This window comes from Paenibacillus koleovorans NBRC 103111, from assembly GCF_004000845.1.
GTDB lineage: Bacteria > Bacillota > Bacilli > Paenibacillales > NBRC-103111 > Paenibacillus_AA > Paenibacillus_AA koleovorans.
Map to the genome: position 1 here is coordinate 25584 of NZ_BIMA01000075.1, position 9171 is coordinate 34754.

At 56.8% G+C, this 9171-nt stretch carries 9 protein-coding genes; 2 read left to right on the forward strand and 7 right to left on the reverse strand.

Translation table 11 applies throughout. From position 1 onward, the window contains the following. Positions 1 to 37: 37 nt before the first annotated feature. The gene (locus tag PKO02S_RS21735; protein WP_127586091.1) at positions 38 to 499 is read left to right on the forward strand and encodes an Hsp20/alpha crystallin family protein; all 462 of its coding nucleotides are present in this window, start codon (positions 38 to 40) and stop codon (positions 497 to 499) included. Here the strand turns inward: PKO02S_RS21735 and PKO02S_RS21740 are convergent. The 6 genes from PKO02S_RS21740 to PKO02S_RS21765 all read right to left on the reverse strand — a co-directional run bounded on the left by PKO02S_RS21740 (position 490) and on the right by PKO02S_RS21765 (position 7375). Beyond that, positions 490 to 2352: a PAS domain-containing sensor histidine kinase gene (locus PKO02S_RS21740; RefSeq protein WP_127586093.1), complete on the reverse strand. Its 1863-nt coding sequence runs from the start codon at positions 2350 to 2352 to the stop codon at positions 490 to 492. The two genes, PKO02S_RS21735 and PKO02S_RS21740, sit on opposite strands and share 10 nt — an antisense overlap. 39 nt (positions 2353 to 2391) lie before the next feature. Next, positions 2392 to 2880, reverse strand: a complete 489-nt coding sequence (locus PKO02S_RS21745; protein ID WP_127586095.1) for an NUDIX hydrolase — start codon at positions 2878 to 2880, stop codon at positions 2392 to 2394. Between the two features lie 94 nt (positions 2881 to 2974). Beyond that, positions 2975 to 3805, reverse strand: a complete 831-nt coding sequence (locus tag PKO02S_RS21750; protein ID WP_127586096.1) for an alpha/beta hydrolase family protein — start codon at positions 3803 to 3805, stop codon at positions 2975 to 2977. A 251-nt stretch (positions 3806 to 4056) separates the two neighbouring features. Beyond that, entirely contained in the window at positions 4057 to 5055 is a 999-nt protein-coding gene (locus tag PKO02S_RS21755) for a Gfo/Idh/MocA family protein (protein ID WP_127586098.1), read from the reverse strand. After that, on the reverse strand, positions 5052 to 6071 hold the full coding sequence (locus PKO02S_RS21760; protein WP_127586100.1) for a Gfo/Idh/MocA family protein: 1020 nt from the start codon (positions 6069 to 6071) through the stop codon (positions 5052 to 5054). The genes PKO02S_RS21755 and PKO02S_RS21760 overlap by 4 nt, the downstream gene beginning before the upstream one ends. Continuing rightward, positions 6068 to 7375 (reverse strand): hypothetical protein, encoded by a 1308-nt coding sequence (locus PKO02S_RS21765; protein ID WP_127586102.1) that lies wholly within the window; start codon positions 7373 to 7375, stop codon positions 6068 to 6070. Before PKO02S_RS21765 ends, PKO02S_RS21760 begins: the two co-directional genes overlap by 4 nt. A 179-nt stretch (positions 7376 to 7554) precedes the next feature. Between PKO02S_RS21765 and PKO02S_RS21770 the strand changes: the two genes are divergently transcribed. Then, positions 7555 to 8481 carry an AraC family transcriptional regulator gene (locus PKO02S_RS21770; RefSeq protein ID WP_127586104.1) on the forward strand — a complete coding sequence of 309 codons (927 nt, stop codon included), beginning with the start codon at positions 7555 to 7557 and terminating at the stop codon, positions 8479 to 8481. An 18-nt stretch (positions 8482 to 8499) separates the two neighbouring features. Here the strand turns inward: PKO02S_RS21770 and PKO02S_RS21775 are convergent, their stop codons facing one another. Further along, a complete protein-coding gene (locus tag PKO02S_RS21775; protein ID WP_127586106.1) occupies positions 8500 to 9006 on the reverse strand; it encodes a hypothetical protein in 507 nt (168 codons plus the stop codon). Positions 9007 to 9171: the final 165 nt, after the last annotated feature.

The following is a 9171-nucleotide window of genomic DNA, read 5'->3' on the forward strand; positions in this document are numbered from 1 at the left end:
TATGATGGAGGGAGAGAATCGGATGGGAGGGGTCCATATGGCGGATTCCGGCAATAAAGATCCATTTGGGATGAATTGGAAACACTTCGAGGAACTGTTCAAGGGCGTATCGGCCTTTCATTCGGGAAAATCGACCGATTTGGGGTGGGTGGACAAGTTCGTCACCCAGATGTTGAAGCAGGCGATACCGGGGTCCATGGCGCAAACGGTCAAACCGGCTGCCAAAACGCTCGAGACGGAGGTGTTCGAGACGCACCGGAGCGTGATCGTCCGGATCATGCTGCCGAGCGGGATCAATCCCAGGCAGCTGCAGCTGTATGTCAGCTCCCAGAAGCTGCGCATCGAAGGTCCCGAACAGCTGGTGCAAAACGTAAAGCTGCCGGTACCGGTTCAACCACATCTGAATAAAGCGGAATTTCGCGACGGGATCTTGCAGGTTCAACTCCGCAAGCAGATCAAAAACGAGCGGTTCGAAGAAATTCCGATCCGTTATTCCTGAGCTGCATGTCCATGGAGAATCGGCAATTGAATGACGAACGTCGAGCCGATGCCTTGGCGGCTGGCGACTTGAATAGTGCCGTGGTGGTTCTCTATGATGCTATAGCTGACCATCAGCCCTAAGCCGGTCCCCTTCTCCTTGGTCGTGAAGAAGGGTTGCCAAATGCTCGCAAGCCTCTCCTCCGGAATGCCGCAGCCTTGATCCTGCACCGAAACGACGGCTAGCTGCTGCTTGCGCTCGATACGGACCTGAATTTGGCCTCCGGCGGGCATGGCCTCAATCGCATTTTTGACGAAATTAATGAATACTTGCTTCAATTGATTCTCGTCGCACTGGATCGGCAACGGCTCGTTTCCGCAGATCAGCTCGATCACGACATTGTTCAGAATCGCCTGCGGCTCCATGATCGAAGCGACTTGCCGGAGCAGCTCCCGAACATCCAGCTCTCGGAACGACTTGGCATGCGGCTTGGCCAACAACAGCAGCTCGCTCGTAATGGCCTCGATCCGATTCAGCTCCGATCGCATGATGCCGATGTAATCCTGCTTGTCCCGCAGTTGACTGGAGAGCAACTGAAGGAACCCTTTGATCGACGTGAGCGGGTTGCGGATCTCGTGGGCGATGCCCGCGGCCAGCTGGCCGGCCATGAGCAGCTTCTCGGAGCGCAGCATGAGCTCTTCCGCTTCCTTGCGAACCGTAATGTCGCGCGCGACGCTCAGCATGCTGGTGACTTCGCCGCTGTGAATGTCCCGGATCAAAGTATTCATCGATTCCATCCATACATAGCTGCCGTTCTTATGAATAAACCGGAACGAATGCAGAGTGGACTCGCTGCCCCGGGCCTGTTGAGAATCGAAGGTTTCGATCATATAGGACAAGTCGTCCGGGTGCACGAACCCCTTGGAGTCCAGACCGAGCATCTCCTCTTGCTTGTAGCCGAGCATACGCTCGCATGAGGGTGAGATGTATAGGATCTGACCTTCCAAATCGAGACGGAAGAACAAGTCGAACGTGTTCTCTTCGATCAATCGATGTTGCTCTCGGCTGGAGCGCAAATTTTCGAGCAGCCGTTTCTCTTCGGTAATGTCTTTGGCGATCCCATAGACGCCGAGCGTCTCCCGCTCGACCTGAATCGGGAGAAAGTAGATGCGAGCGTCGAGCATCGAACCGTTCTTGTGCAGGATGCGGCCCATGAACTCCTGGGCGGCTCCGGAGACAGCCTGGCGAAAAAAATCAAGCGCCGTCGGTCGATCGTCCGAACCGATCCGGTTCATGAATAGCGTCTGAAACATCTCGTCCGCCGAGAAGCCTGCAATGCGCTCGAAAGACCCGTTCATCGTAATGAACCGACCGTGCAGGTCCAATGAAAATACGGCGTCCGGATGATGCTCGAACAGCGACTTGTAGTGCTGCTTGCTGACGTGAAGCGCACGCTCGAGCATGAATTCCTTGGGGGAGCGCTGCTTGAAATCGCCATGCTCCTGAGGAGCCGGTATAATTTCCTTGAACTGCACCAAATAGCCCGTACTATGACCCGAAGGCGTCTCAATCGGATTCCAGTACAAACCGACCTCGGTTGATCCATGTCTATGTATCAGCTTGGCTACTTGCCCGGGCTTGCTCTCCGCGATACATTCCAGCGGACTGACGATGCGATGCTCGAGCATGAGCAGGACGGGTCCGACCGGTCCCGTTACGAGCCACTCCGCCTCGGTAAAGCCCGAGAGCATGCATAACGCCGTGTTGACCGCCAGCCAGTTCCCTTCAAGGTCCATCCACCCGGATGCTACAACAGAGATCGCAACAAAGGACTGAAGTAAAGTTCGCTCCTCTTCCGTTGAAACCAGCTTCAAGCTTTTCGCCTCCCGAGCGCATGAGAATCTAGTATTTATTTACCCCGCAACACTAGGCTCAACCACCGTGACGGCAGTCAGAACCCCTTGCTCGAATGTACAATGATGATCGACCGGTTGAATCGTATCGAGAAGCGCAGGTAAATAATAAGGCAGGTTGGACGCGATTCCTTGATTATTAGGATGCAGGACCCACTCTATTGGTTTCCAATCCAAAATGCCTTCCTCGTTGGCCGTAGGCGTCGGTAGAACGCTCGGATCGTTCAATTCCGCTACGAACGTATACATCCCGCCCGTAGTAACGCCATCGATAGACCAAGTAACCGTACCGGAATATCTGATTTCCGACTCAGCCAGCTCAAGCCCGGTTTCTTCGTGAATTTCCCGGACGGCCCCTTGCAATGGAGTTTCCCCGGGTTCCAGCTTGCCGCCTACCCCGTTCCAGCGTCCCATCCAGGGAGCCGATTGTCGATTCAAAAGCAGAACGGAACCACTGGCATATAGAAAACAGATCGTATATTTCAACATGATGCAAGCCGGCCTCGCTCTCCTGTCAACTACATGTGCATCACTTACTCTCCCTTATGTTACCATAAAGAACACATCGTGGGGAGAGGTAGCGCTAGATTTCCCAGTTCTGCCACTCCCGCTTTTGCCTTTCGCGTTCCTTCAGCCATTCGAGCGTCAAGCTGTACAGCTTCGTTTTGCTTGGGCCGCTTGAGTATGTGTGGTCTCCTTGAAATATCCATTCCAGCTCGCACTGGCCGTCCTGTCGCATCCAGAATACTTTCTGATAGATGGAGGAATAATCGGACGGGATCGTATCGTCGGATGTCCCGTGAATCAGCAGTACATCACCGCTGAATTTCCTCACTTGGGCGAGAGGCTGCACTTCCGCCAGCGACTCGAAGAAAACCGGCTTAAGGCTATAGCCCAAGTAATCGGACTGCCCTTGCTGAATCGCTTGGTCATACCCGGACTGCCCGACGATACGCACGATGTCGTTGAATGGATGGGCCACAGCCGACCACAACACGAGCGACTTCACGCGTTTGTCTTGCGCAGCGGTCAGCAAGGCGGCGGCTCCGCCCAAGCTGTGGCCGATCAAGGTGATACGGTCTGCATCTACGTAATCCGCATCCAGCAAATAATCCAGCACCGTCCGCGTCTGCTCGATCATAGAGCCCAATCCTCCGGAGCCGTAATCCCCGGAGCTCTCTCCACAGCCGGCGAAGTCGAATCGGATGCTGACATAGCCTGCATCGCTGAACTGCCGAGCCGCGTGGACGAACAGCCGATCGACGCCGATGCGGTTGCCGACGAAGCCGTGGCAGAACACGATCGCCGGGCATCGTTCCAGCGGAATGCCGGCGTTCTTGCCGTTGCGGGTCGGGTAATGGATAGTTGCCCGTAGTTGGTCGTCGCGGTAAGGGATCGAAATCGTATGTTCCATGATGATGGCCTCCATTGCTATTGGTTGATGGACTGGGGTTAGTATGGCTATTTTTAGCGCATAAATAATTCCTATAGGTTTACTATGAATTTATACTTAGTTGCATCCTATCATCCCCTTCGTTGTCCTGTCAACGCTGATCTGCCCACCAACGAATGTAAAAAAGCCCGGTCCAGCTGCCGTTAAGGCGATAAATCGCTATAACTGCAAATCGAGCCGAGCTAAGTTACTGGACACACCGTATCTTACTGCTAACCCCTTACCTTCACCGGCGCCCCCGCTTTCGCGGATTCATACGCCGCTACCGCCACGGCTGCCGAGCGCAAGCCGTCTTCGCCCGAGATCGGCACGTTCGCTCCGTCGCGAAGCGCTCGGACGAAGTCCCGCACGAGCGGACCGTCCATCCCGTCGCCCCAGAAGCTGCGCGTCGTCTTGCCGGTCGCGATCGAATAAGCTTCGTTCGCCTGGGCGAACCCGTCGACGCTGATGACGCCATGTGTGCCGATAATCTCCATCGCCACGTCGCCCGGCCGATTGTAATCGTTCGGCCGCGACCAGCTCGGATCGAGAATACCGATCGCGCCGTTCGAGAACTTCACATGGACCATGCCCGCATCGTCTATGCCCAGCCCTTCGTTGAACAGCGTATCCACTTCGGCGTATACTTCGACCGGCACGGCGCCCAGAAACCAGTTCATCAAGTCCATCACATGCACGGTGTGATCCAGCACGGCGCCACCACCGGACAGCGCCGGCTCGACGAACCAGCGGCCCGGCATACGGCCTCGATTCGTGCCCTTGATCGCTAGAATCTCGCCGATCTCGCCTCGGGCGACAGCCGCTTTGGCGTCGATGACCGATGCCAAGTATCGGCAAGGGAATGCCGTCATCAGCTGCACGCCGGAGGCGCGGCAGACGTCGATCATCTCCTGCATCTGCTCGATCGAGACGCCGAGCGGCTTCTCGCAGAGCACGTGTTTGCCCGCACGCGCCGCATCGGCCGTGAACCGCCCGTGCCAGGCATTCTCCGAGCAGATGACGACAGCGTCGATCGACTCGGCCAACAAGCTCATGTGATCGTCGTAATAGGGGATGCCGAATTGCTCCACATGCGCCGAGACGCGGGAATAGTCAGGGTCGTAAATACCGGCGACTTGCACGCCCTCCGTCTTCAACAGCTCCCGCAGGTAGCTGACGGCATGCGAATGGGCGAAGCTGATCATGCCGATTCGAATGATGCGATCGCTCATCGGCGCACCTCCTGAGAGACGGATTGGCCGGTCGACGCTGACGACAACCGTACCGGCAGACCGGTCTCCAGCGATTGGGCCGCCGCATAGGCGATCCGCACCGCCGTCACACCGTCCTGCGCGGTCACGAGCGGCTCGTCGCCGGATCGGATGCAAGCCAGAAATTGCTCAAGCTGAATGGAGAACGGATCCTTGAGCGCCGGCCGCAGCGGGAAACCGACGCCCCGCGTCGCCGTGCCTTCCGGATCGGCTTGCTGAATGACGAGCGAGCGGCTCGTCTGGCTGTCGAACCGGAGCACGCCGCCGGTACCTGCCAGCTCGACCTGCGTCAAGAACGGGCCCGGATAGCCCCAATGCGCTTCCACATTTGCAATCGCGCCACTGGCGAAACGCAACGTAACCGAAGCATAGATGACACCTTCGGATTTGCGCTCCGCCGCGTACACGGTCCGTACTTCGCCTAGTGTCCAAGCGAGGAAATCCAGGTCGTGGATCATCAGATCGAAGACGATGCCGCCGCTCCTGGTCACGTCCGCATACCAGCTCCCTGAGACGGGATGTTTGCTCGCGCGTTTGGCATGAGCGACGCCGATTCGGCCGGCCACGCCGGCCGCGGTCTGCGCCTTGAGCTGCGCATACTCAGGGAAGTAGCGCAGCACATGTGCGGCGAACAGGCGGACGCCCGCCCGCTCGCAGGCGAGACGCATCTCCTCGGCATCATCCGGGTTAAGCGCCAGCGGCTTCTCGCAAATAATATGTTTGCCGTGAGCTGCCGCGAGCAGCACCACTTCTTTGTGCAGATGCGTGGGCAGCGTTACGCAGACGACGTCCGCTTCCGCCTTCTCGAACAGCTCTTCCCAGGAACGGTACGGCGTCGCGCCATACTGCTCGGCCAGCTCCAACAGCGGCCCTTCCGATCGGTTGGCCAGCGCGGTAAGCTGGGCATCCTGCATGCTCGCGAACCGTTCCGCATACAGCTTGCCCATCGTGCCGCAGCCGATGATCGCTATTTTCATTTATGTCCCTCCGTCTCCACGCCGGCAGGCGCTACCAGCGCCGCGATCGCGGCTTTCACATCCGCTTCTATGGCCGGCTCCAGCATCGCTGGCATATGGAAATAATAAGTCGACGAATCAGCTTCATACCCGTTGAGACGCAGCTGGTATTCCATCGGGACGTACCCGATCATACCGTTGGAGTAGCCCATGGGCAGCACATTCGGCGAAAGCGCCTTCGCATACAGCCCGTATTCGACGACGACTTCTGCGTTCATGGCGAGCAGCTGCAGCCCTTCTGCGACATCGAGGCGCACAACCTCAAGCGGCAGCTTGGAGACACGGGAATCGCCCTTGCGGAGCATCTCTTCCGCCCACTCGTCGTAAGGCGATTCCCCCGCGCCTGCAATCGTCTCCAACTTCTCGCGCGATGCGAGCGGCCGCAGCGCCAGCGGCACGACAAGCCGATTGCCGGACAGCCGCATCGGCGCCAATGGTTTCATCGGTCCTTGCAAGACATCTCGAACGCTGACCGCCAGCCGGTCGCCGAAGAAGGCGATCGCCTGGAACCCGCTCCACTCGGCCGGCGCCTGCTCCCGATAGATGTTGATATCCGCACAGCAGCCTTGCAGGAACAGACAGACGGTGCCGTCCATCTCGCTCTCCAACTGCTCCATGGCATGTCCGGTAAATTCAGAGGACAGCTCATTCGCGCTCGTAGTGACCGGGTGACATGTGTAATGAACGAACAATGCCTTCGCCGCACCCGATCCCTTAACGAAACGAACTACGGTCACGTTAGGGTCGGCGATACCGTCTTCAAACGCTCCGCCGAACACCTTGCCGTCAACATACTTGCGCCGCTGCACGCCGATGCTGCAGCTGCCTTGGCCTCGCTCTACCGTAACCGGTTCCAAATTGGAAGCGGCTTCTTCTACGGCGGCATACAGCTTCGCCTCCAATTGATCGACGTAATCGGCGTCCGCTCTGCCCAGCAGCCGGTGAAACCGGAAGCTGGACTGAGGTCCGGAATGGCTGTGCGTCGCATTCAGAATAATCGTCTCCGGCTTCAGTCCCCACCGCTCCTTGAGCGTACGGCGGATGGTCTCCATCCGGTCGCTTCCCCACCAGAGCAAGTCGGCGGACACAATAAGCGCTTGCTTCGGCTCGCCGAAGCCGTTCGATTGGCGGAGCAGCACCACCCTCAAATGAATATCGCTGCGAACCCGTTCATAAGGCAAATTGTTCCTTACCGCAAATCCCGACAGCGGAACGGCTTGCTCGGGAGTAATTTTCACTTTCGCGCAGCCAACCTGCAGCTCCATATCTTCCCCGCCTCTCGACGCATATGAGTATAGCATTCCAGCTATTATACTACGGGACAGGGCGATACAATGTATGCCAAATCCAATATTGGAGAAGACATTTTATTAAGCAAAATCTGTAGAAAATGATACAATAAGAGTACAACTATCGTATTACGATCAAGTAGAGGGGGAAGCTTATGACGATGTATCCGATCTACGAGGACGCTTTGCAGCTGCGGAATGTGACGAATACGAGGTTTCCTTTCTATACGGGACTGCATGTCCACGGCAGCTATCCGATCCACCATCACGAGCTGATCGAATTCGGGCTCGTGCTGCACGGGGAGGGGACAACGGTTATCAACGGCTCCACCTACTCCATCCGACCTGGGTCGATGCTGATTGTGCTCCCGCATCATATTCATAGCTTCGTCAGCGACGGCGAGCAGCGCCTCGAGCAGCTATGCTGCATGTTCGATATGCAAATATTGGCCGACGCCTTGCTCGAGCCTGAGCTTAGCGCCGCACTTCTCCGCGTGGGAGACGACCTGGAGCCGGTGCTGTCGCTGGATGAGGAAACATTCCGGAATGTCCGCAGCTTATACGGCGATATTCAGCAGGAATTCAACAGCACAGAGCCGGGACGCAACAGTCTCATCCGTGCGAAGCTGGTCGAGCTCGTGCTCCAGTTCATCCGCCAGCATCCCCAGATGCGCGATCAGACACCCATCTCGCAGAAGGGCAAAAAGAAAGACGCCTGGAAGCTTGTCCAGTACGTCAATACGCATTATATGGAGGAAAGCGTTACGCTTGAGCTGCTTTCCAGCATGTTTCTATGCAGCGTTCCCTACATCAGCCGTTCGTTCAAGGATCTGGTCGGACAGAGCTTCCTGAGCTACTTGCACGCGCTCCGCATTCGACGCGCCTCCAGTCTGCTCGCCGCCACGCAGATGAACGTCTCCGATATCGCCGCCGAGGTCGGGTTCGAGTCGTTCCGCACGTTTTCCCGCGTCTTCAAGGAGCTGAAGGGCGTGACTCCTTCCGAATTCCGGCAAGCCGCGACTGCCGCCAGTGCCGCAGAGGCAACAACCGAGCCCTCAGCCGCCACGATCGATGTTCACTAGACGCTTGCTCGAGTCTGGTTAAGCATCCACCCGATCGATGCTTCGCTGCAGCCGAGCCCGATTGAAGCTGAACTTGAACGCTGAGGCGGCGTGTAACGCCCACAGGAGCAGCAGCAAGCCACCCAGCGACACGAGCACGGACAATGGGACGATCCACCACGCGATCGGATTGATAAAATACGGAACGAAGGCGACCGCCAATATCGGCGGCGCATTCCAATGAAATTTGCGGATCATCCAGATGACGATCAGCGAGTTCAAGAAAAACGAACCGACTCCCGGATATACCGCATGCAGCAGACAGCCGGTCAACGAAGCGATTACAGCGCCGAACGCGATGCCGGACAGCTCTCGCATCCGGAACGTGCGGCTTACGAACAAGTAGCAAAACGCCCCCAGAGTCGGGTAAAACACAGTCTTCAGTGCAGGAAAATGCATGGAAACCCAATAGATCAGCATCAAATAGAGGCTGATCGCTACAGCCTTCACGTTCATATTCATCGGATGTAAAACTACCTCTCCCATCGTGTTCTCTCTATGTATCTCTCTATGAAAATGCTTCTAATCTGCAAGTTAGTGTACTACGACATTCAGGCAGGGTCAATCCAAAATACTAGAAAAGTAAGAAAACCATCAGGGAAGATTACCCTGATGGTCCTCTGGTGAAAGAGTTCAGTTGGTGTGTGGGGA

Excerpts from the sequence above, each read along its gene's own strand:
- PKO02S_RS21760 (WP_127586100.1), bottom strand. The coding sequence starts at position 6,071 with ATGAAAATAGCGATCATCGGCTGCGGCACGATGGGCAAGCTGTATGCG.
- PKO02S_RS21735 (WP_127586091.1), top strand. The coding sequence starts at position 38 with ATGGCGGATTCCGGCAATAAAGATCCATTTGGGATGAATTGGAAACAC.
- PKO02S_RS21770 (WP_127586104.1), top strand. The coding sequence starts at position 7,555 with ATGACGATGTATCCGATCTACGAGGACGCTTTGCAGCTGCGGAATGTG.
- PKO02S_RS21750 (WP_127586096.1), bottom strand. The coding sequence starts at position 3,805 with ATGGAACATACGATTTCGATCCCTTACCGCGACGACCAACTACGGGCA.
- PKO02S_RS21775 (WP_127586106.1), bottom strand. The coding sequence starts at position 9,006 with ATGGGAGAGGTAGTTTTACATCCGATGAATATGAACGTGAAGGCTGTA.
- PKO02S_RS21745 (WP_127586095.1), bottom strand. The coding sequence starts at position 2,880 with ATGTTGAAATATACGATCTGTTTTCTATATGCCAGTGGTTCCGTTCTG.
- PKO02S_RS21765 (WP_127586102.1), bottom strand. The coding sequence starts at position 7,375 with ATGGAGCTGCAGGTTGGCTGCGCGAAAGTGAAAATTACTCCCGAGCAA.
- PKO02S_RS21755 (WP_127586098.1), bottom strand. The coding sequence starts at position 5,055 with ATGAGCGATCGCATCATTCGAATCGGCATGATCAGCTTCGCCCATTCG.